This is a genomic window from Mesorhizobium sp. M0514, assembly GCF_040321145.1.
In the GTDB taxonomy this organism is placed as follows: domain Bacteria; phylum Pseudomonadota; class Alphaproteobacteria; order Rhizobiales; family Rhizobiaceae; genus Mesorhizobium.
In genome coordinates this window covers 1-21,236 of the sequence record NZ_JAMYQZ010000031.1, presented here as the reverse complement: position 1 = coordinate 21,236, position 21,236 = coordinate 1, and the positions used below count along the sequence as shown (strand labels likewise).

Genomic DNA, 21,236 nt, shown 5'->3' with positions numbered 1-21,236 from the left:
CGATGACCCCACTCATAGCCTCTGGTGATCAGATCGGTCATGTAACTTGGATCAGACAATCACAGTCCTCAGCCCTCTGACTCCGGCATCTCACAGCGTGAAATCAACGATCAAGGCTGAATGATCTGAGCCAGGGGCTTCGATTTTTCTAACCGAACGAACGACGACGTCGCCCTTTCGCAAAAGCTGATCGATGGGCAGTCCAATTACGCGCAGGAACGACGGCAGGCTGTAGGGAGACCATGTGGGGCCAAGAGAAGGGACGAGACTCAAGCCACCTGCTTTGGCGATGCGGCCAATGGCGGCGCTCCAGGGCGTGGCATTGAAATCGCCCGCCAACAACGCGCTTGGGCCGAGCCGACCGATTTCGGGGGTTAAGGCCTCTATCTGGTCGCTTTGCGTGAAAGGCCAAGGCCACTTCAAATGCGCTGCTGCGAAGGATACACTCTTGCCATTCAGGTCTATCGAGGCTGCGGCAAACGATCTGTCTGCAATGCAGGTGGGCGGGCGGGCTGGATCGAATGATCGCCGGGACAGTATCGCAACACCATCGGTCGGACGGATGCCGCAAAGAACCTTGTAAGGATAGAGATCGTCGAGCGAGGTCAGCTGCCCGCCCCATTGATCGTTCACCTCCTCCAGAAGGACGATGTCCGCCTGCGCGCCGCGAATCAGTGCGACTATGTCCGTACGCCTAGGATTGTCGAACCGGATATTGATCTGCAGCAGGCGAAGCACGGACGCGTTGTCTGGGGCCGTTGTCGCGCGGGCAAACGGAAACCCGATCGCGGAGTTCGCGCATAAGGCAACCGCAGCGCCAAGCAAGCCGCAAAGGGTCGCGATAACGGGGCGACGTCGTACCGATATCGACATAGATAGGATCAAGATTGCTGCAAGATGAAACCGAAAGTGGCTGACGGAGTCCAGCGCTGGGTGGAGCGTATTGAGAAACCCGCTCCCGAACAGCATCGCCACGACAACGATCCAGGCCAAATAAAGCCGGCGCCGATGGCGCCAATGAGGTCCCGTTTCGTTGATCAAAAGGGGCGCCCCTTGAGCTTGGACTTCGGACAGTGAACACCGGGCTGGATACTGTCAAAACCATTGCCCTCTGCAAAACAAGAGAGCGCGGGCAGTGTCAGGTGCGCTCCCTTGCGCCGTGCGTCAGTGCACCTGATAGTCATGCGTCCACGTGCTCCATTTTCCCTAAATGATGCTCCCGCATCAGTGCCAGTTGATTTGCCACCGCAATCACGCCCGGGGCGACGTCATCGATATGAGTGAAGTCGAATGCACAGGAAGATCCGTCGATGCGCAATGTGCCGCCGCGCACCGCCGCGCCGACAAAGGCCGGGACCACCCGGTCGGCATGATCGTTCAAGGCTCCATAGACGCTTGAGAACCGCACAACGGCCGTCCTCAGCCCGGCTCCGCGGGCTGAGGCGACCAGGTTCTCGGCCTCAAATTTGGCTCGGCCGTAGATGTTGATGGGAGCGAGGGAGATATCTTCGTGGACGAGCTTTCCAGGTTGAGGACCATAGACTTCCCGACTGCTCGCATAGATGACCCAGGGTTTGAGCTTGCTTTTCAGCGCCGACTGCAAAATGTGACGCGTGGCGTCGACATTGACGGATTGGCAGAGCGCCGGATGACGCTCCGCTTCGATGACGCGCGATACAGCTGCGAGATGGATGATCCCTGTCACTTGCCCCGCGGCCGCCTCCACCTTTTCGCGGTCGCATATATCCAGTGGGGTGTTGGAGCGAAGGTCCGCGCAAAGGACACGATTGCCGGTTCGCAATAGCCCTTCGATAACGGCCTTGCCGACAAGCCCGTGGGAGCCGGTAACCAAGATATATTCATCATGCATGCAGTTTTACCAATCCGCAGGCGCCACACAGGCGACGACTATAAAGCTAAATCGTGTTTTCGAAAGAGACATTAAGGCCACGCATGCGCCTGTTGGTTGTATAAGTATTTCGACCCTTCACCGAACCTATCGACCGCCCGCGAGATTCCCGCTGCGTCCTCCTCGGCAGCTCAAATCGTGCGGGCGTATCAATACCAGTTCGTGAACTATCCCGTGTCTGAAACGCGCGATAATTTCATACGGCTTGAATTGTCTGGGCAAGTTCCGTAACTATCGCGCATCTGAAATACGTGAAAGTTGCATAATGCCCCTCCATCTCGTCGGCGAAAACATCGACAAAATGCGCGGTCACCGCCAGGCGGAGGCTGGCAAACTCGTACAGCTGATGCGCGGTATCTATGTCGATGCCGGTGACGATATAGACCAGACGGTGCGGAGCCACGCGGTGCGCCTAGCCAAATACCTTTATCCGAACGCCTACCTGTCGGCCGCCAGCGCCGTATTGCTCGGACCGATGCGCGATGGCCGCCTGTTCCTGACCGGCCGCCGCGCGCACCGGCAGCGTATCCGGACCCTCGAAATCATCCAGAACAAAGCGCCGGACCATCCGTCCGTCGCGCCCGCGATAGTCGGCGACGATATGGGCGAGCTGCGTGTGGACGTATCTTCGCTGCGGCAGCGTTTTCTGGAAGCATTCCGCGTCCGCAGCGAACATGCAGCTTCGTTCGACGAAGCGATGAAGGAAGCGATCGCCGAGCGCCTAATCGAAGAATACGGCAGTCCAGACAGTGCCGCGGACGCCGTGTTCAAGCTCGCCCGCGACAATGACTGGCTTAATGAAGCCAGTGCCGCCGAACGCTTCCTCAAACGCAAGCCGGCCGCAGCCGTCGCCGTCGCCAACCAAGCCGCGCTAGACCTGATTGTCGCTTGGCACGGGGCGCCGATCGGCATGCTGGTGCACGATGGCTTCGAATGGCGATGGCATGCGGCTGATCAGGACGGACCGCCGCTCGTGCGCCAGACGACGCCCGGCAGACTGCCCCCCTTCATTGAATCGCTGCTGCCGGAAGGCTGGCTGGGCCGGGTGCTGAACAATCCCGACGAACGGTCAGAGCTGCGCACGGGCAAGCGCTATATGTCGAATATCATGATCGTCGAGCGGGCAAGCGAGCTGGCGTCCCTGCCGGCTGATGTTTTGCTGACGCGGCTGAACACCTTCACGAGCGAGCATATGTTCACAGGGATCTATGCTGGTCCCGGTCGCGGCGACATCCAGGACACGTTCGAACAGAACCTGGCGCGGATCTTCGCAACGGGGGAGACACCGCGCCTGTCGGGTGTGCAGATCAAGGCGCCGATGTTCCTCGATGCCGACGGCACCCTGATGCCGAGCACGAACAAGCCGTTTACGCATATTCTGAAGCCGGCCGGCACGTCGGGATTCGAGGCGCTGCCCGCAATCGAATGGCAATCCATGGAACTCGGCCGCGCCGCTGGCTTCACCGTCCCGGCGGTCGCGCTCGTTGCTATGCCCGATGGCATGCCGCACGCCCTGGCGGTAGAGCGCTTTGATATCCGCACCAGGCTTGATGACGTGCGCCGTCTGGCGCTCGAGGACATGACGTCGGTCCTGGGCGTGCGGGCGCAAGACAAATACACGGGCACCGTGGAGCGGATCGCCGGCGCACTTCGCGCCCTCTCGACCGACGCGGAAGCGGACCTGCTGGCGCTTTTGCGGCGGGCACTGTTTGCGTGGCTGATTGCCGATGGCGACATGCATCTCAAGAACATGGCCATGCTGAAAATCGCCGAGCCAGGCAGGCGGGATTTCAGTTCGGTTCGCCTGGCGCCGCTCTACGACGCGGTGGCGACGCGGGTGTTTCCAAACCTGCAGCATGACCACATGGCGCTTAAGGTCAACGGCAAGGACGAACGGCTGAAGAGAGCGGACTTCCGGCGGTTTTCGGCGACCGCGGGTATTCCGGCGGCTGCGGCGGACACGGCCATGGATGAACTGATTGCGGCACTCGCGCACGGTCTGGACCACCTCGTGCCGCCGTTGCCGCTGACAGATGGTTCAGTCGGTGCAGAACGTGCAGAGCAGATGCGCGAGATCGTGCGCGAACGCCTTGATAATTTTGAATAGGGTCTGGACCGTACTTTCCCAGGCGACCTATGAACGAACGAGAGGAATTCTCCTGAAGCCCATGCGCATCGGGCTGCCGTCGCTGAAGCGAGATTGACGGAACCGTTGGAGGTTATGTGCAGTCGAGCGCGCCGGCTACCGCGACGCTTAACTCAAGCATTACGAGTTTTTGGACGTACCTGCTGAGGCCGTTGCTGCGTTCAAAGCTGCCTTTGCCAAGGGCGTCTATTTTAACAGCCACATCCGCAATCGTTATGCAGTCCGGCTCGCGCCAGGGAGGGCAGCAGGCTCGTCGGGCGGTTGACACAATTTCTAACCCAAAGCGGCCCGCGCCACCTAAAAAGGAAAGCGCGGACCCGACAGCCGCCGGGCGGCCCCGACGGCTTTATCGTCGACTGGATCGCTGCCGCCGCATGGCCTTAAGGCGTGGCCGGCGCCAGCTTGGCGGCTACTTGGTCGATCTTGTCGGCAAGCACGCCATTGGCCCAATCTGTCACCTCAGGGTCAACCGGCTTGTTGGCCATTTGGGCAAGGGCTGCATCGATCGATGGGACGTTGGCAGCGGCGGCTGTGGCGGCGGCCTGAGCATCGGCCGCGGCCTGAGTGGCGTCATCGAGTGCTGCCTGTGCTGCATCGAGGTCGGCCTGCGTCGGGACATCTTCGGGCGGGGTATTCGGGTCAGCGGCTTTCGCATTCAGCGCGTCGAGCGCCGCTTTGGCGTCGGCAACCGCCTGATTAGCGGCATCGAGCGCCGATTGAGCGTTCTTGGCTATTGCCGACTGTGTCACAAAAGCCTGCACGCCAGCGAAGTTCTTGCTCTTGGAGTGCATAAAGGCGTTGGCGTTGCGCTGCAGTGAGTTCAACCGGCCGAGCTTGGCATGGATATTCTTTTCCTTGGACACAGAAGCGGTAGCGGCCTTGGCGACCTGGTCCTTGGCGGCCTGGCCCTTGGCGGCCTGGCCCTTGGCTGATGCCGACTTTCCGAGCGAACCGCCGCCTCCGCCATTGCCGCTAGTATTACCCTTTCCTCCGCTATTGCCATTGCCGTTACCACTACCATTACCATTACCATTACCATTACCATGGCCGTTACCATTGCCATGGCCGTTGCCACCAGCAGCAGCCAGGGCCGGCGACACCAGAAGCGCGAACACCGCGAATGCGGCAAAAAGGGTCTTGCGGGATGTCATAATTTCCTCCGACATTGCCACCGCCGGTAAACGTATACCGGGCAACATGAGCAATCGCTAACACAAAGGGTAAACTTAGATATAGCTGTGCTTTCATTGCGAGACGAAGCGGCCGGCCGGCGAAACGCCAACCACCATAACTCTTTAAAATTGCTGAAGTAGATCACCCTCCTTGGGACCGGCCGACCCTCGAAACTCAAAAGTCTTACACCCCTCAGACCAAGGTCTTAGGCCGAAGTTTGGCCGCCACCCAAAGCCTCGACAACTAGGTTGTCGGCGAGTTCTCGGGAGAAAAACAAAAGGTCGGCGACGGAGGCGAGCGGGCTTGTATGGAATGGCCCGCGCCTGCTTCCGAGGCTGCGCGGGCCGACCATGATGAGTGGAGAGGACATCTTGATCACCGGAACGGACCGCTGAAGAACGAGCCGGGTGTGACCGAACAGCCTCGGAGGGAGGATGTTCCTTGCGCCGCACAAAAAAGCTGGCCAGCATGACCCGGCGCGGGAAGCGACAGAGCGCGACGTCACTCTGCGCACGAGCGAGCCCATCTGGATCAGGGTTGCCGACGAAAAGCGCGGCCATATGTTCGAATACAGTTTCAGCCGGTAGCTGGCGATCCAACTCGGCTAGCTGAGTTTTTGGATGCAATACCATGCCGTCGACCTCCATACGCAAGTTCGACTATGACCCGAACACCAGGGTTCTCTCCGTCTGGTTTGTGGCAAAGCACTACGAATTCCTGGACGTGCCGCCTGAGCAAATTGTCGCGTTCAGATCTGCCTTTGCCAAAGGACTCTATTTTAACAGCCGCATCCGCAATCATTATGCATTCCGGCTCGCGCCGCGAGGGCAGCAGGCTCATCGGGCAATTGACACAATTTCGAATCCGAAGCGGCCCGCGCTCACCATCGATGCTGCAATTGCCTAGCCGGTTGCCATTGCCTGCTAACGAACGCACACTGTTGCGGTCGCCTCGAAAAACCAAAAACAAACAGGCACGAGGCGCTTGGGAGCGATCATCAGGCTTTCGCCCGACCAGGGAGAAGGCCCATGCCGACACCGGCAGAGATCCGGCTCATTTATTTGATGGGCCAACTCGCTCACAACCAGAGCATCGTTTCCAAGCAAGATATACTCGTTGGTTTGCTGAATCACGAAGGCAGTCCAACGACCGACGCCATTAGCCTTTTGGCGAGCATGCACCACACCCTGCAATGGACCCGCCAAAGCTTACACGAGGCGGAAGCGGTATATCGAGCCAGATATGCGGAGTAGCGAAAAAGCAAAGCTCGCGTACACAGCCGCAGAGTTCGCCGAAAAACACGGTCTGACAGTGAAGGCAGCCGAAATCATCTTGTCCGTGAACGGCTCCTCACGTGTCGCTTGCGATGCAGCAGCACGCGCATTCAAAGAAGCGGTAGCGCACCGACAACACAGCAATGACAGAGAACGATGAAAAGCCCGCTGACATCTGGGGACGCCGGGCTTGTGCAGGGATGGCCCGCGCTTGCTCCGAGCGCGGGCCGACCATGATGAGTGAGGGGCCATCTTGGTCACCGGCAGAGACCGCTGCAGGACGAGCCGGGTGTGACCGAACAGCCTCAGAGTGAGGATGTTCCCCGACTGACGCAAAAAAGCCCGCCAGCGTGAGCCGGCGGGCAATGGCCTGGAGTATGCTGGAACGAGCCAGCATAGGTCAACGAGCGGCGGAAGGTTCGGTTGCAACTCGCTCGTTGCTCCCGAGTTGTTGCCTGGGAGCCCCGACACAGAAAACTTCGCCGCGCCATGAAAGGACTGGCGCCCAGCGCGCAAGCTACGTATCCGGTCTCGTGACCGTTGCAATCGAATTCAACCAGTATGTCCGGCGACGCCGGCGAAGCGCAACCATTGAAGTTCGTCTCGTGGGCGGCGAACTGCGGATCGATATCGACGATCGTTTCGGCTGCCAGGTCTTGCGCCTCGATAGAGGGCAAGGTCACGAAACCGAAAACAGAAGGCGCGGCGATCCCAATCCGTTGCTTTTCCTCATTCTCATTGCGAAGATCGACGCTTCCAGTCGATCAAAGACGTCAGAGCAAGTTGTACGTTTCGCAGGAGTTCCAAGGCTTCCTGCAAGGGAACGATGCGGTTGGCTGATCTCTTGAACAGTGTGATGCGAGCGTGGTCTCGAACTGCTTCACATGTTGACTGACGGCCGGCTTGCTTATCCCGAGCGCAGCCGCCGCTCGCCTCGTCGAACCTTCCCACAACACTTCTCGGAAAACCTTCGGTTGACGGAGCTTCAGAGCGACCCCACGATGGACTCGATTGAGTGAACCTGATGGTGGTGAGCATCGCCGAGGATCGGCGACCGGGCTGTCATGATCCAAGCCCGCATCCGGTCCCGCGGGCAGGTTCGATCCCTGATGCATGATGCGGACCCCGCGGACGTGGACAGTCGGTCCCGCGTCCCGTCATGCGGCCGGCGCTAACAGCCGTACCCGGACTTGCGGGCAAGCCTTCGGATGACTGGGCAAGGAAGCGACCCTCGCGTCCAGCGTAGCGGGTGTTGCGGAGCTTTGCGCCAGAGGCCGCCATTATCAATTGTCAACTTGGCACCGGAGGCGGACTTCTGTCCTTGGCCCTGAAGCACAGCGGCCGACTTTCTATTCGCCCGCTGATCCCGGAGGCACCCCACCTGGGGATTGAAGAACAGGTCCTCGCCTAGGTGGGAAAGGTTGGGTCCAGAATAAGCTTGTCCAGCGTGATAGGATAGCTGCGGACCCGTACTCCGGATGCGTTGTAGATGGCATTGGCCACGGCGGCGCCTGCCCCGCAAATCCCAAGCTCTCCGATGCCCTTGGACTTCAGCGGATTCGATTTATCGTCCAATTCTGGAAGGAAGATCGCCTCCACCTCAACGGCATCGGCATGCGCCGGCACATGATATCCTGCCAGATCGTTGTTCAAGAACAGGCCATAGCGCTCATCCACCAGAGTCTCCTCGTGCAGAGCCGATCCCAGCCCCCAGATGAGTCCGCCGATTGCCTGTGAGCGTGCTGTCCTGGCGTTGAGGATACGACCCGCAGCGAACACACCCAGCATCCGGCGCAGGCGGGTTTCACCAGAGTCGATATCGACGCCCACCTCGACAAAGCACGCGCCGTAGGCGTTTTGCGAGTAATCCTCCATTTCCTTGCCCGGCTTGATCTCGCCATCGGCTTCCAGCCCTCCGGGCGCAAATTTCGTCATGAATTCGTCCATCGCCAACCTGTGACTGCCGAATGACACTATTCCATCTGCGATCTCAATCTGCGCCGGATCGTTTCAGGCCCGCCAATTTTGCCATGCGTCCACGTAGCGCGATACAGGCATAGTAAACGCCGCTGCCGGAGCTGCCCGCTCCCCAGGATCCGCCAGAGCCGGGCGATGGCGGAAGGTTGCTGTCGCCAAGTTCCACCACGACACGGTCCATAGGAAGGCCCATCGCTTCAGCGGCTATCTGGGCAAGAATTGTGTAGGTGCCGGTACCGATGTCTGTCATAGCGGTTTGCACTGTTAGTCGACCGTCGGCCGCCATCATGGCCCGCGCGTGCGATGGAGCCATGAAATTACTGCGGATAGCCGCCGCCATCCCGTAGCCAACCAGCCAACGTCCATCGCGTAAAGTACCCGGTTGGGCCGGGCGACGCTCCCAGCCAAAACGTCTCGCGCCTTCGTGGTAGCATTCCAGCAACTTACGGGTGGAGAACGGCTTTCCGTTTTCAGGGTGGACCGGGGGTTCGTTGCGTATGCGCAGTTCGATCGGATCCAGGCCGGTTGCGTAGGCAAGTTCGTCCATCGCGGCTTCGAAGGCCAACATCCCGATGGCTTCGCCCGGCGCTCGCATGTCTCCCGGCTGCGGCAGGTGAAGGCGTACTAACCTGTGAGCCGTCCACCGGTTGTCTGCGGCATAAAGATGGCGTGTCGAACCAACAATCTGCTCGGTAAACTCGTCAAATACGGATGTGTGCCCGATGGACTCATGTGCAAGGGCAAGCAGACGCCCGTCACGTGCAGCTCCCAGGCGTACTCTCTGGATCGATTCGGTACGGTGCGCGACATTCACGAATGTCTGCGGCCGGGTCAAAGCCGTCTTGACCGGCCTTGCCAGTTCACGCGCCGCGAGCGCCGAAAGCACCGCGTCAGCCTCCGTCGCCAACTTGCCGCCGAAGCCGCCACCCACGAACTTGCACACAACGCGGACCTTATCCTTAGGAATCTGCAGGGTTGCGGCGATTGTATCGCGGCAGTCGATGGGCAACTGCGTAGATACGTAGACGGTAACCGCGTCACCGTTCCAGACAGCCATGCTCGCGTGCAATTCGATTGCCTGATGATGTTGGAATGGCGTTTGGTAAGTAGCGTCGATCTTCACCGGCGCAGCCTCAAAGGCCGCTGCAAAGTCGCCTTTGGTTGTATCGGTTTCGATGAATCCCCGCACGGTCTTTGGCGCGTAGGGTTGGGCCACCGCCGTCACCCGGCTCGCAGGAGTGGTTTCCTCGATGTACCGCACTTTCAAGCGCGCCGCGGCGTCACGCGCCGTCTCAAAGGTCTCTGCGATTACCAAGGCGACAGGCTCGCCGTAGTAGCGGACCTTATCGTCAAACAGAAATGGCCTGGCGACGCTGTAGGACGCGAAAGGGGATGGCAGTTCGTCGAAGGTCACATAGTCTGCCTGGCGCGGAGCGGTTAGGTGCGTCATCACCAGCACCACACCCGCCATGCGCTGGGCTTCCGAAGCATCGATCGCGGCAATGCGGCCGTTGGCGATCGTCGCGCCGACGATAACGCCATAGGCCACTTTTCCCAGGCCTGCGTACTCATAAGCGTATTGGGCCTGTCCGCTGACCTTGAGCGGCCCCTCCACGCGAGGGAGAGGGCGGCCGAGTACCCCTTGTTTGTCTTCGTCTAGGATGTTTCGCGGATACCCGGGAGCGAGATCAGCCACGGGCGTTCTCCTTCGCTTGGACGATGGTGCGGATTATCATCCGGCGGCTCAGAGGTATTTTGTATTCGTTTCCGCCATAGCTGCGGGCGGGAATCAATTCTGCATCCGCGGCGGCTGCTGGATCGGCACCGGATCTCAAGGCTTGTTCAGCCTTAGTTGCCCGCCACGGTTTATGCGCCACACCGCCCATCGCGATCTGGTCGCCCGCGACCGCTACGGAAACGAGTGCAAAGGCATAGGATGCGCGGTCGCGAACCTTGCGGTAAGCCTGTCCACCTGGCGGTGGCGGAGGCAAGATGACGGCGATGATCAACTCGCCAGGCTTCAACGCGGTCTCTACCTCTGGAGTGTCCCCGGGCAGTTTGTGGAACTCGGTCATGGCTATCTCGCGCGTTTTGCCGTCGGGCGAAAGCGTTTCCACACGTGCGTCCAGCGCGGTCAGAGCGACTGCCATGTCCGATGGGTGCACCGCGATGCATTCAGAGCTGGCTCCCAAGATTGCGTGAATGCGGTTAAGTCCCTGAAGGGCCGAGCAACCGGAGCCTGGCTCGCGTTTATTGCAGGGCATCGCCGTGTTGTAAAAGTAGAAGCAGCGCGTCCGCTGCAGCAGGTTGCCGCCGGTCGTCGCCTTGTTGCGAAGCTGGCCTGAGGCGCCGGCAAGCAGCGCTTCACTGAGCACCGGGTATCTCTCACGGACCCTTGTGTCCCCGGCGAGTGTGCTGTTGCGGACCAATGCACCAATGCGCAAGGACCCACCCTCGAGTTCCTCGATATCGGCGAGGGGCAGATGGTTCACATCCACCAGATGAGCCGGGGTTTCGACCCGCACCTTCATGAGGTCAATCAGGTTGGTGCCGCCGGCTATGAACTTGGAATTTGGGCGGGCGGCAACGGCGCCGATCGCACCCTGAACGTCGGTGCTGCGCTCGTAAGTGAACGGCTTCATTTGAGGCCTCCTGCGTCTTTGATCGCGGCCAAAATGTTCGGATAGGCCGAGCAGCGGCAGAGATTGCCGCTCATCCGCTCGCGGATTTCCGAGTCACTGAGCGCAAGCTTCCCGTCAGCCACATTGGCAGTAGCGTGGCTGGGCCAGCCCATTTGGTGCTCCTTCAACATTCCTATCGCCGAGCAGATTTGCCCGGGTGTGCAGTAGCCGCACTGGAATCCGTCATGGTCGACGAAGGCGGCCTGCATGGGATGCAGACGCTCGGGTTCGCCGAGCCCCTCGATGGTAGTGATCGTGTCGCCCTCGTGCATACAAGCGAAGGACAAGCAGCTGACGATCCGCATATCGTTCGATAATACCGTGCAGGCGCCGCACTGGCCCTGGTCGCAACCTTTCTTGGTCCCGGTCAGACCAAGGTGTTCGCGAAGTGCGTCCAGCAAAGTTGTGCGGGTGTCGACGGTGAGGCTGCGTACCTGACCGTTTATTGAGATTTCGACCTGTTGCGTCACCGGCATCTGCTGCGCCAAGGGATCGGTGCCGACCTCGGGGGCGGCATAGACTGTTATAGGTCCGGCAATGGCGACGGCACTTACGGCCAATCCGGCCTCGAGAACGGCGCGGCGGGTCGGTCCGCCCTCTCCCATTGTTACCGAGTTCTTGCGACCCATCTTCAGTTCCTCTCTGAACAATTAAGGTAGAAATCGGGGCTTCAACCTCAGCAGTGAAGTATTGTCAGTACCGGGTGGGGTGGCCACGATCGCATGCCAACGATCAAGCCGGTGGTAGCTTCTTCGACAGCGCGTGCAATGCCAACTGGCGACACTGCCAGCAGCGCGTCGATGGAAGCCCCGAAGCGATCCGTCCGCGGTTCGGCATGCCTCTCCACGTCGAAGAACACGTGCCAATATCGAACTGGTCGCGGAGCGCCAGAATTGCAGTTGAAGATACGTTGAGGCAATCTCGGCTAAGTGCTGCATCGGCGTCGTCGGCCTTGGAATGCCTGCCCAGGAATGCCTGCCCGCATTCATTCTCGGCAGTTTGGACAAAAAGTCAAATTCTTTGCAACAAGGAAGGCTACCAAGGGGAGAGCACCAGCAACTAATGCCGGACCTCAAATACGACCTAAGGGAACCTGATGATCGTCACAATTCCGCATTCGCGGCGTGGTCTGCGGAGGCTCGCTGGCTCAGGACGACAGCTAGGATCTGCCGAAGAAGCTTTTCAATCCGGAGCTTCGCCGATCCACGAGCCGGCGATTCAACTATTATGAAGGGTTCGGTCCGAACGACCCGCAGAAGGCCAAGGTCAACATCCTGCCAGTCGTTCCGATCTCGCGCATTGAGGACTGACCACTATCTCCAGCACGATCCTGCTGCCATCTGGTCCCTTCGGGCAGTCCGGTCCGGCTTAGCCCAGAGCCTATTCTTCTCGCCAATAATCCCACCGTCAGCAGCAACAATCTTGCCCTCGTTGCACATTCTCCTCACACTCATAAGGTGGCGTTCGGGTCAAACCCGGACATCATCCCGCTGAGCCTGCCGTCTGCTTTCAGGAACGCCACGGAGACCTCAATGTCGGATATGAGGAGCAACCTTGCCTGCTGCCTCTGCACCAAGGTGCTCGCTTTTGGTTCACGGACGAGATCGTTGGTCGAACAGGTTGTTGTGGAAACGGGATCGACCGAGCTTCCGCGATCACGCCATAACCGTGTCATGACGAATCGGCGATGTATGAGCTGCGGCGGGCCTGTTCCGCTCGTGGCCGGCGCCAACCCACCCAGGTTTCCCAACCCACGGCGCCGGCCGTTTTCTGGTCGGCACGTTGCCCAAACACTCTTGTTGAAGACCGCTTTCCTCAGTACGGTCCCCGTTTGGCCTGATTGCTGGGGAGGCAACACCATGGCTGACGTAGTTCCAATTCGCAAAGCACACCCTCGTGTCGAAGTTGGCGAAGCCTGCGGCGAGTGGTTTGTCCGCGTGATCGAGGAAGACCAGGAACTTACCCAATCATTCGAGCTCGAATCCTATGCCTTGGCCTTTGCAGAAGGCCAAAGGATGCGCCTGCATCTCAACACGTTTTTGCGGCTGTAGAGCAAGCCTATGCAGAGGGCCGCGGGGCTACTGGCGAACTTGGGCGATAGCATCGATGCCATCGCCGGCCACATTGCCACCATGGATACGCGACAACCGCACCAACTGCTCAAGTCGTTTCCATCGAGATCAGAAATAGCCAGCGCGGAAATGGTGATGGGGATCCTCGTCTATCGCGAAATTCAACTGCGCGGCTGGCGGTGGAAGGGTGGCAACGTGTTGCCCTTCCCCGTTCTCGGGCTCCACCGATCCAGCAGTTGATAGTGACGCCGGACCAGTAAGACTCCGTCGGATAAAGGCCGCATGCCTGTCGGCGATTTGCATCAATGATTTGGGCCGATTGGCCGGCGCCGATCTGGCACTGCTCGACGGCGCATCACCTTAAGGATGACTTCAAAGACGCTTTCGACCTCGCCGTTGATTTCGCCGGCAGGGATGCCAGCCTTCTCGGCAGCTGTTATCAATTGGTCCGCCAGTCGCTGGCGGCGATAGGATCGCCCCGCGCCACAATGGGCAGTTGCTCGGCCACCCACCTGTCCAGAAACTTAAGGCCGCGAACGCTCATTCGGTTAAGCCAGCATCAAAGTGGACCACAGCATCGACCAGCGTCCGATATATGCCGTCAACTTCTTCGTCGATCTCTTCGCGTTTGATACCCAAGGCTTTAGCGTCGGCATACAATTTGTGTGTGTACTCACTTATCGAGACGGCGTCGACCTTAGCCGTTTCGGAAAGATTGTTGCCGATCCAGCGATCGAGGAAGTTGACGCCGCGTGTGCTCATGAATGCATAAGCGAATGCCGCCAGCTAAGTTCCTAGGTATAGAACTTTCATACAAGTGCGCGGTCCCGCCATCGCAGGGTATCGTCCATCACTGCGTAGAATTTCGGCCGGGGTGCTATGAGCTCATATCGGGTGGAAGAGATCGAAGACGACGTGTTGCAGGCGACCCACCAAGTTGAAGCGTTGACGCCGTTCGAAGCCGCCGCCGCAAGGGTGGCTAACCGAGCGGTCACTTTGTGGAATAGCCAAGCCAAATGTCTCAGAGTGACCCTCATAGACTTCCCGAAGGGACGCAACGAAGGTCCACCCACTGTCTATGAGTATCGGGATCGGCCCAGTGCGGCGATAGCTCGAGCAATTCAGGTACTAACGCGCGATGATGTGGCCGATCATGTCATCGTCGGGGTCTTCATCGGTTAGCTGTTGAAAGAGCCGCTTGGCATGATCGGGCCATCGACCCTCTGCGATCCCTTGTTCCCATACCGACTGCCGAAAGGCCTGGCGCACCATGGCGAAATCGAAGGCCGAAATCTGACCGCATTCACGGTCCTTGCCCATGATGGTAAACCTCCCGAGGATGAGCAAGAGCTGGCGAACTCTCAAACGCCAGCAGCGCATAAGTCAGCTAGCTCCCTTGCAACTCATAAGCCGATGGAGATGCGGGACAATAACTATTGATGGTACGTTTTTTACCGATGCTAGCCGCGCGGTTGCCGGCCTTGTCACCGGCGCTATGTCGGCTGAGCGGATATCACGTAGCCGCAGCGGCGCGGGTTCACGTCGGGCCATTTTGAACAGGGTTGAGGGGCGGTAATGCTTAAGGCGCAAAGAGTGCTCGATCCGGGTTCAGATGGCGATCCATATGCAGTGGCGTTCTTTGCCGACAAGCATGGACTCTCGTTGAAGGCCGCTGAGATTATTCTCGTTTCCAATGGGCCATCGCATAATGCGTGCGATGCCGCGGCGCGGGCGTTTCTGGCGGCGCTCGATTTGCGTGGACGCTATCAAACGTGAGAATCGGGAGAACTGCCACCGCCGAAACGGTGCTCTGCCTCAACCTCAAAGTTCAGCGAGACCTGCAAGACCACGCCGCCTCCGTCATCGCGGACCTTGATCGTCAACCTGTGATGATCGCCATCTGGAGGCTCTCCTTGATCATTTCAACGAGAGTGCGAACGGCCTCTTCTTTGACTTGATCGAAGGCCGAACAATCGGTGCCCTGGTCGTCATCGTAGACTAAGCCATTGTCGTCGACGTCGAAATAATAGAGGGCCATTTGCCCAAACCTGGGTCAACGTCGGTTCCCGTCAAGGGACAATCTGCGGCTGGATCTCGATTTCGCCGACGAGCCGCCTGTATTCCGCTTCCGGCTCCCCATAGCTACCGTTTGCAAGATTAATCAGACCTTTTCGGTTCCGAATGACCACTTCACCGCGCCGGGACTGTATGAGCCCGCGCCCCTCAATCATCTGCAGTGCGACCGTGACTCCAGGGCGCCTCACACCGAGCATCACCGACAGGTATTCATGGGTGATGAAAAGACTATTGCCAACAACACGGTCGTCACACATCAGAAGCCATCGAGCCAAACGATCCTCGATTTTACATCGCGCATTGATCAAAGCGGTGTAGGTGGCTTGTATATGAAAAGCGTGGACGTAGCGCATCAGAAACGGCTGAAGTGTGTTGCTCGCCTTTAAAGCCGCTTTGAGCTGCGAGGCGTCGATCACCAACACCTCGCCGGTCATCTGAATAAAGCAATCATGCGTGGCCTGGTCGTCGCCCATTACAAGAGCCGAGCCGGTCATGCCTTCGAACCCGATGATGCCGACTTCTGCGTCGGCGCCCCTGTTCTTCCTAGCCACCACCGAAGCTAGGCCGCTGCAAGGGAAATAAACATGTTCGATTTTTTGCCCGGCATTTTCGAGCGGCGTGCCTAGATCGAGGAAGGTGTTGCGCAGATGCGGCTTGAGATGATCCAGATCGGCAGGATCGAAGCGCCGCAGAAGCGCATTTTTGTTTGTGTCAAGATGCATATCCATTAGCGCTCGCTCCTCTCGGGCGAGAGCACGCGTCCCTCAGTCGTCGGCGCCCAAGGCAATTTGCAGACGATTCAGCTGGAATAGCGTCGGCAGCAGAGTCTGTCCGCCTCGGTACAAAACCGACATTTACGTGCTCACTTACCTCTTCTTAAGCAAGCGAGCTTCCCGCAATATCGAGGAACGATCGAAGCCGACCAACGAAATTATCTCGGTGATCTGCTGCTCCGTGGCCCCGGCTTCCAGCGCAAGCGCGATGACGATTTCGGGTTTAAGGCCGGGGCGACGTTCTTCTGTCATCGCGTTTGCTCTCGCTTCAGGGCAAGAGTGCGATGGTCGCTCCCAAGCGTCAGGGCCCATTACTGTTCAGCTGACGACCTCGCCCTTGTACGCTTTCGGACGAACAGTAGCGAGTCAAATACTAAGTAGGGCAATTATTACTAAGTAGGGCAATTATTTCCATCCTCACGGAAATCCTGCAGCGAAGCACGCGGCAGGTCTTCCTCGCCGCCAGGATGCCCCCACAAGCTCGATTCAAAAGCGAGAACTGCTCCGGAATCGGCATGGCGGCAACAAAACGGCGTGTTTCGCGTTGTGGGTTATCGGAACGGAGCTGAATCATCATGCCAGACGACAAGAGTAAAACAGATAATCGGGATCGCAGCCGGGTGTCTGGTGACGAAGAGTATGAGGTCGGCTATCTCGCCAGCAAATTCGGTCTCAGCATCCCCGACGTGCGCCAGCTCATCGTGAAGCATGGCAATGACCGCGATACGCTGGAGCGTGAGGCTAAGGCTCTTGGAAACAGGTAGTAGAACGAACGTGCCAGGATATCAGATCGAAGAATGAAGAGGACTGTGTCTCATCTCACGCCACGAACGCGGATGATCCGCTATCGGACGTTGAGAAGTCACAGTATCGCCTAGAAGCGGCGCCCTTGAACCTCATGTTCAGCGGCTTCCAGGCTTGAAAGGCCGGGCCTTCGGTTCCAAAATGGGTGGCGTCCGGGTATGGGTATGGGTTCCGTTTCGATTGAATTCCCGAGTTGCCGCATCTGCGGCCAAGACAAACTGGTCGCGGTTTTATCTCAGTTGCGCGGTGGGGCCTTCCCTCGATGATCTCTCATTTTGGGAGAAAGCGAACCTACCGCAATGGCATCGTTCATCGAATAGCGGACCGCTTATAACGCGGCCAGTGACACCTGCCTTGCGATAGTGGCCGACCGCAATCCAGCAGGATTGCCTCGCCAACTTGAAGTCTGAGCACGTGGCCAGGCTATCTGCGGTGGCGCGCTTACCGGCGATACGATAGATATCAGGCAAACGCCGCTACCGCGAAATAGGATCAATCCAACATGTCGCTCGTTAAGACGTCAAGGATCGCGAAACGCACTGGACCAGACAAGGGTTTGCATCCCGAAAAAGCAGATTTGCCGGCCAGATCACGCCAAAGCATCAAATCAGACCTACCTCACGGACAAATTGCCGAACGGTTTGCCGCCGCCACTGAGGAACTGGCCAGCGGCATCACCGAGGCATCGGCCGCCGCTGAAGAATTACGGCGATCGATGGACCAGATCGCCACGGGTGCGGAGGAAGCATCAGGCGCGGCTGAAGAACAACTGCGCACAATCAGCGACTCCACGCAAACGCTCGCCCTGGGACGACGCTTAGCCGAGGATTCGCAAAGGCGATCGGAATCGGTGCAGGGCTTGCTTGCCGATGTGACGAATCAGGTGATGAATGCGGTCACTGCGATTGAACGAAATGCCGCTCGCCAGGAAAGCTCGGCACAATTGATTGCTGTTATCGAAAAACGCGCTGAAGAAGTCGGCGCTATAGGCCGCACGGTCAGCCGCATCTCGGACCAGACGAATCTGTTTGCCCTAAACGCCGCCATCGAAGCCGCTCGCGCCGGCGATCATGGCCGCGGATTTGCCGTAGTCGCTGAAGAAGTAAGGTCGCTGGCGCAGATATCCGACACCAGCGCACGTGAAGTTCAGGCGCTGTCCACCAGCATCCAAAAAGATGTCAGCGCGGTTGCGGCCGGAGTCGCTGCAGCCGCTCGCGCTGCGGCATCCGAAGCAAAGGCCTCAAACGTCGTGCTGCGAAACCTTCGCGCCATGCGGGAAACCGCGGGCGAGATCGCGCTCGGCAGCCGCGCCATCTCGCTGGCTTCGGTTGAAGCCGAAAAAGCTGCCACCGAGGCGCAAAAAGGTGCCGAGCAAGTTGCCAGTGCCGCGGAGCAGCAGTCGGCTGCAGCTGCGGAATCGCAGGCAGCGATCCAACAGCAGACGCAGGCGCTTGTTGAAGGCCAAACGGCAGCGCAAGCGCTGGCACGCTTGGCTAATCTATTGCGCGGCGGAGACGCGGGAAAAGCCGCCGAGCAGGCGTCCTCGGCAGCCGAACAGCTGTCGGCGAATATTCAGGAGCTCTCGGGGGCCGCCGGTCAGATTCTGGCTGCGGTCGAGCAGATCAACCGTGGCGCCCAGCAGCAGGCAGCGGCCACCCACGAAAGTTCGGCCTCACTGAGCCAGATCGAGCAAAGTGCTGCCCTTGCAAAAGAAAATGCAGTTGCAGCCGAGGAGCGTGTTGCAGCGATGGAACAGTCGCTGAGGGAAACTTACGCAGCGGTCGAAAGCCTTATTAACGGATTGACGGGTTCCCTCCAGGACACGACAGCGAGCGTATCTGCCTTGCTTAGTTTGGAGGTAACTGGCCGCAAGATCGAGAAGATCGTCGATGCGATCACATTAGTCGCGGTTCAGACCAGCATGCTTGCCGTCAGTGGAGCGGTCGAAGCAGCCAGGGCGGGCGACTATGGCAGCGGCTTCTCCTTGGTGTCCAAAGACATTCGCGGGCTGGCGCGCGAAGCATCGCAATCCTTGGACAAAGTGAAGGATACGGTTCGCGGAATTATCGAGCAGATATCTTCGCTGCGTGGCGATCTCGAGCGGATCTGCGGTCTGTCGGAAGTCGAGATTCAGAATAGTCGCGCCACTTTAGCGGTATTTGAGAAGACCAGAGAAGAGCTGGCGCAGCTCGTCGAGGCGAGCAAAGCGATCAATTCTGGCGCTACCGACATACTCGCTGCGGCGAGCCAGGCTTCAGCTGGCGCGAAGCAGATTGCAACAGCCGCAGAGGAAGCCGGTGCAGCGTCTAGAGAGGCATCGACCGCTTCCCAAGAGCAAGCGCGAGGAGCTGAGGACCTGGCTGCGGCGATTGAGGAGATTGCCTCCCTCGCTGAAGAGCTCAAGTCACAAAATGTCTGAGCAAGGCTCGCCAGCGGCGCTAACCAAACGGTTCTTGGCGGTTCGCTGCTCCGAGCATACTTACGCGGTTCCGGTCGATCGGGTGGCCGAGATCGTCAGGGTACCCGTAATGGCAAAGGTGCCGCAAGCCCCAGCGGCTTTGTGCGGATTAGCGAACTTGCGTGGGTCAATTGTGCCAATTGCGGACTTGAGCCGCTTGCTGCGACTTGCTTCTGAACCTCTGTCGGATTGGGCGCGAGCCGTGGTCATCGACGCACCCGCGCCGTATGCGCTGCTTGTCAACACTGTCGAAGGGATCGTCAACGTACAGGCAAGCAGCATCGAGCAGCGTCATTCACTCAAGGGCGCCGCGGTGAGCAGCGGCGATGACAGTGTCTTCTCAAATGATGGCGAGGCGGTGAGGATTCTCAACGTTGATACCCTGCTCGAAGGGGCGTTTACCCCCCAAGCCCGGGATCGTGTAACCGGCCGCAGCCGCACGTTGGTTCCTGATATGAGCGCGATAGGCGCTGTAGGTCGAGAAATGCTCGCAACGTTCGTAGTGGATGGGCAGGATTACGCATTTCCATTTGCCGTGGTGCAGGAGGTCTTCAATATCCCCCGAGGCCTGACTTCTCTGCCGGGCGCGGATGCGCAGGTCCCTGGTTTGATATCGTTCCGCGACGGACTGCTACCAATTTTGTCCCTAAGAGCACTGTTTGGCCTCGCTAACGAGCTTCAGGGAAATGAGAAGGTCATCGTCGCGTATGTCCGCGGCACCGCGGTCGGCGTCGTTGTCGACGCTGTCAAGCAGAGCATCGCCATCGATCCTCTGAGGCTGGAACCCGTGCCGCCAATTATGGCAGCCAGAATTGGCGGCGAGGCTAAGGTCAAGGCAATCTATCGGAGCGAGGCTGATAGCCGGCTGCTTTCGGTCTTGCACCCGGATTTGTTGCTCAGCGAGGAAACCATGCGTGGTCTGGGTCATGTGCAAGCTCCAGCCCGAGACGGCTCCGCATCGACAGAAGGTTCAAAGCGCGACGAGATCAAGCTGCTCGCCTTCCAACTTGGCGCCGGCGAATTCGCCTTGCGCATTGAGGCCGTCGAGGAAGTTGCACTGGTGCCGGAGCGTGTGACGCGGGTTCCAAAGACGCCCAAATTTCTTGAAGGGGTCATCAATCTGCGCGGCGAGGTGCTGCCTGTCATCGATCAGCGGAAGCGCTTCGACATGCCGCCGCTTGAGAATCGTGGCCGGACGCGTCTGATTGTGGTCAAATCCGGTTCCCACCGCGCCGGGATCATCGTCGACAGCGTCTCGGAAGTCCTGGGCGTCGATGCATCAGCGCTCGCTCGGGCGCCGGATCTGGCGGGAGAAACTACGCGCCTGATCCAGTCGATCGTCAGCCTGGATGAAGGCGTTCGCATCCTCATGCTGCTTGATCCAACCGAACTGCTCACGCGTGCCGAGCGCACCTTTCTGGACTCTTTTCAAACCAAGCTGCAGACTTGATCAAGGTTCTGATCATCGACGACTCTGCCCTCGTTCGAAAGCTGCTTGCCGGAATGCTGTCGGACGCATCCGAATTCCAAGTTGAAACCGCTCGAAATGGCGCCGAAGGACTGGAGCGCCTGCACGCCTTCCGCCCCAATGTGGTCACGCTCGATGTCCACATGCCGCAGATGAACGGCTTTATGTGCCTTGATCGTATCATGCTGGAAAGGCCGACCCCGGTCGTCATGGTATCGTCGGTGACATCACAGAGCGCCGATGAGACCCTGCAAGCGCTTCGCCTCGGCGCATTCGATTTCGTTGCGAAGCCCTCGGGAACATTGTCCTTACGCGTTGATCAGATGAAAGACGATCTGCTCGACAAGATTCGAACCGCCGCCGTCACCGGCATCAAACCCACGCTGCGATTGCAGGAACGTATACGCCACCGTATAGGGCAGACG

At 59.0% G+C, this 21,236-nt stretch carries 23 protein-coding genes and 1 pseudogene; 12 read left to right on the top strand and 12 right to left on the bottom strand.

Going from position 1 to position 21,236, the window contains the following annotated elements:
* Positions 1-90: 90 nt before the first annotated feature.
* Both NKI61_RS15010 and NKI61_RS15005 read right to left on the bottom strand, forming a co-directional pair.
* Positions 91-1,041: an endonuclease/exonuclease/phosphatase family protein gene (locus NKI61_RS15010; protein WP_155927201.1), complete on the bottom strand. Its 951-nt coding sequence runs from the start codon at positions 1,039-1,041 to the stop codon at positions 91-93.
* Between the two features lie 139 nt (positions 1,042-1,180).
* Complete coding sequence (locus tag NKI61_RS15005; RefSeq protein WP_023807612.1) at positions 1,181-1,870, bottom strand: NAD-dependent epimerase/dehydratase family protein; 690 nt, start codon at positions 1,868-1,870, stop codon at positions 1,181-1,183.
* A gap of 304 nt (positions 1,871-2,174) precedes the next feature.
* Here NKI61_RS15005 and NKI61_RS15000 point away from each other — a divergent pair, with 304 nt between their 5' ends.
* The gene (locus NKI61_RS15000) at positions 2,175-4,016 is read left to right on the top strand and encodes a type II toxin-antitoxin system HipA family toxin (RefSeq protein WP_352839939.1); all 1,842 of its coding nucleotides are present in this window, start codon (positions 2,175-2,177) and stop codon (positions 4,014-4,016) included.
* Between the two features lie 169 nt (positions 4,017-4,185).
* A complete protein-coding gene (locus NKI61_RS14995) occupies positions 4,186-4,320 on the top strand; it encodes a KTSC domain-containing protein (protein WP_081725445.1) in 135 nt (44 codons plus the stop codon).
* Between the two features lie 115 nt (positions 4,321-4,435).
* Here NKI61_RS14995 and NKI61_RS14990 read toward each other — a convergent pair whose 3' ends face one another.
* Complete coding sequence (locus tag NKI61_RS14990) at positions 4,436-5,254, bottom strand: hypothetical protein (protein ID WP_352839937.1); 819 nt, start codon at positions 5,252-5,254, stop codon at positions 4,436-4,438.
* A 408-nt stretch (positions 5,255-5,662) separates the two neighbouring features.
* Between NKI61_RS14990 and NKI61_RS14985 the strand changes: the two genes are divergently transcribed.
* The 3 genes from NKI61_RS14985 (at position 5,663) to NKI61_RS14975 (ending at position 6,481) form a co-directional block, all read left to right on the top strand.
* On the top strand, positions 5,663-5,815 hold the full coding sequence (locus NKI61_RS14985; RefSeq protein ID WP_023807617.1) for a hypothetical protein: 153 nt from the start codon (positions 5,663-5,665) through the stop codon (positions 5,813-5,815).
* Between the two features lie 43 nt (positions 5,816-5,858).
* Positions 5,859-6,134 (top strand): KTSC domain-containing protein, encoded by a 276-nt coding sequence (locus tag NKI61_RS14980; protein WP_023807618.1) that lies wholly within the window; start codon positions 5,859-5,861, stop codon positions 6,132-6,134.
* A gap of 122 nt (positions 6,135-6,256) precedes the next feature.
* Positions 6,257-6,481, top strand: coding sequence for a hypothetical protein (locus NKI61_RS14975; RefSeq protein ID WP_023682359.1), 225 nt, complete (start codon positions 6,257-6,259; stop codon positions 6,479-6,481).
* Positions 6,482-7,275: 794 nt separating this feature from the next.
* On the opposite strand, the gene NKI61_RS14970 is transcribed toward NKI61_RS14975, so the two are convergent.
* The 4 genes and pseudogenes from NKI61_RS14970 to NKI61_RS14950 all read right to left on the bottom strand — a co-directional run bounded on the left by NKI61_RS14970 (position 7,276) and on the right by NKI61_RS14950 (position 11,789).
* The gene (locus NKI61_RS14970) at positions 7,276-7,617 is read right to left on the bottom strand and encodes a helix-turn-helix domain-containing protein (protein ID WP_081725448.1); all 342 of its coding nucleotides are present in this window, start codon (positions 7,615-7,617) and stop codon (positions 7,276-7,278) included.
* A gap of 292 nt (positions 7,618-7,909) precedes the next feature.
* Positions 7,910-10,175: pseudogene (locus tag NKI61_RS14960) on the bottom strand (molybdopterin cofactor-binding domain-containing protein).
* A complete protein-coding gene (locus tag NKI61_RS14955; RefSeq protein WP_023807620.1) occupies positions 10,168-11,121 on the bottom strand; it encodes an FAD binding domain-containing protein in 954 nt (317 codons plus the stop codon). The pseudogene NKI61_RS14960 and the gene NKI61_RS14955 overlap by 8 nt, the downstream one beginning before the upstream one ends.
* On the bottom strand, positions 11,118-11,789 hold the full coding sequence (locus NKI61_RS14950) for a 2Fe-2S iron-sulfur cluster-binding protein (RefSeq protein WP_023807621.1): 672 nt from the start codon (positions 11,787-11,789) through the stop codon (positions 11,118-11,120). The genes NKI61_RS14955 and NKI61_RS14950 overlap by 4 nt, the downstream gene beginning before the upstream one ends.
* Before the next feature lie 1,230 nt (positions 11,790-13,019).
* Between NKI61_RS14950 and NKI61_RS14945 the strand changes: the two genes are divergently transcribed.
* Entirely contained in the window at positions 13,020-13,211 is a 192-nt protein-coding gene (locus NKI61_RS14945) for a hypothetical protein (protein WP_031208392.1), read from the top strand.
* Between the two features lie 39 nt (positions 13,212-13,250).
* Positions 13,251-13,472 (top strand): hypothetical protein, encoded by a 222-nt coding sequence (locus NKI61_RS14940; RefSeq protein WP_155927205.1) that lies wholly within the window; start codon positions 13,251-13,253, stop codon positions 13,470-13,472.
* A gap of 300 nt (positions 13,473-13,772) precedes the next feature.
* Here the strand turns inward: NKI61_RS14940 and NKI61_RS14935 are convergent, their stop codons facing one another.
* The gene (locus NKI61_RS14935; protein ID WP_352839929.1) at positions 13,773-13,994 is read right to left on the bottom strand and encodes a DUF768 domain-containing protein; all 222 of its coding nucleotides are present in this window, start codon (positions 13,992-13,994) and stop codon (positions 13,773-13,775) included.
* Positions 13,995-14,360: 366 nt separating this feature from the next.
* A complete protein-coding gene (locus tag NKI61_RS14930; protein ID WP_031208395.1) occupies positions 14,361-14,612 on the bottom strand; it encodes a hypothetical protein in 252 nt (83 codons plus the stop codon).
* A 195-nt stretch (positions 14,613-14,807) separates the two neighbouring features.
* Here NKI61_RS14930 and NKI61_RS14925 point away from each other — a divergent pair, with 195 nt between their 5' ends.
* Positions 14,808-15,008, top strand: a complete 201-nt coding sequence (locus NKI61_RS14925) for a hypothetical protein (RefSeq protein ID WP_023807627.1) — start codon at positions 14,808-14,810, stop codon at positions 15,006-15,008.
* Between the two features lie 103 nt (positions 15,009-15,111).
* On the opposite strand, the gene NKI61_RS14920 is transcribed toward NKI61_RS14925, so the two are convergent.
* From NKI61_RS14920 to NKI61_RS14910, 3 genes are all read right to left on the bottom strand, one after another.
* Complete coding sequence (locus NKI61_RS14920) at positions 15,112-15,270, bottom strand: DUF6894 family protein (RefSeq protein ID WP_023807628.1); 159 nt, start codon at positions 15,268-15,270, stop codon at positions 15,112-15,114.
* 31 nt (positions 15,271-15,301) lie between these two features.
* Positions 15,302-16,036, bottom strand: a complete 735-nt coding sequence (locus NKI61_RS14915; protein WP_023807629.1) for a Crp/Fnr family transcriptional regulator — start codon at positions 16,034-16,036, stop codon at positions 15,302-15,304.
* Between the two features lie 138 nt (positions 16,037-16,174).
* Entirely contained in the window at positions 16,175-16,333 is a 159-nt protein-coding gene (locus NKI61_RS14910) for a hypothetical protein (RefSeq protein ID WP_023807630.1), read from the bottom strand.
* Between the two features lie 323 nt (positions 16,334-16,656).
* Here NKI61_RS14910 and NKI61_RS14905 point away from each other — a divergent pair, with 323 nt between their 5' ends.
* The 4 genes from NKI61_RS14905 to NKI61_RS14890 form a co-directional block, all read left to right on the top strand.
* Positions 16,657-16,845 carry a DUF3606 domain-containing protein gene (locus NKI61_RS14905; protein WP_023807131.1) on the top strand — a complete coding sequence of 63 codons (189 nt, stop codon included), beginning with the start codon at positions 16,657-16,659 and terminating at the stop codon, positions 16,843-16,845.
* A 542-nt stretch (positions 16,846-17,387) separates the two neighbouring features.
* Complete coding sequence (locus NKI61_RS14900) at positions 17,388-19,304, top strand: methyl-accepting chemotaxis protein (RefSeq protein WP_352839926.1); 1,917 nt, start codon at positions 17,388-17,390, stop codon at positions 19,302-19,304.
* Entirely contained in the window at positions 19,297-20,793 is a 1,497-nt protein-coding gene (locus tag NKI61_RS14895; RefSeq protein WP_081725449.1) for a chemotaxis protein CheW, read from the top strand. The genes NKI61_RS14900 and NKI61_RS14895 overlap by 8 nt, the downstream gene beginning before the upstream one ends.
* A partial coding sequence (locus tag NKI61_RS14890) for a response regulator (RefSeq protein WP_352839924.1) occupies positions 20,790-21,236 on the top strand: 447 nt, incomplete at its 3' end. The genes NKI61_RS14895 and NKI61_RS14890, both read left to right, overlap by 4 nt.